At 48.2% G+C, this 353-nt stretch carries 1 protein-coding gene; it reads left to right on the top strand.

All coding sequences use genetic code 11. The features are described from left to right. The coding region (locus BEA93_RS24810) for a DUF4222 domain-containing protein (protein WP_172955113.1) at positions 1 to 283 on the top strand (283 nt) is incomplete at its 5' end. Between the last annotated feature and the right edge of the window lie 70 nt (positions 284 to 353).

Below are 353 nucleotides of genomic sequence, written 5' to 3'. Positions count from 1 at the left end.
GAAAAATTCTGGCTTTACTGCCAGCGGTCTCTCTCGGCCTGAAATCAGACACGGAGATATTTACCGCGACACCAGACGTGGGGGACGAGTGGTTATTCGTCACGTTACGCCAGGCAATATCACCTACCGCCGTGAGGCTTACGAATATGACTGCGTAATGCCGCGCCGTCAGTTTGAGCGTGATTTTATTCTGGTTGAAAACAAACAACAGGCAGTGGCAAGACGTGCAGCCACGAATATTAAAAAAATCCGGGCAATGTTGGTTGCGGGAGGTAAGAAGTGAAAAACGCACCGAATTTAAAATATCAGCCGAAGGATAAATTCACCGAGGTAATCATTTTTGCCGGGACGGA

It is taken from the genome of Escherichia sp. MOD1-EC5950, assembly GCF_002965345.1.
In the GTDB taxonomy this organism is placed as follows: domain Bacteria; phylum Pseudomonadota; class Gammaproteobacteria; order Enterobacterales; family Enterobacteriaceae; genus Escherichia; species Escherichia marmotae.
The sequence above is the reverse complement of the archived record's forward strand: the minus strand, read 5'-3'. Positions and strand labels throughout refer to the sequence as shown.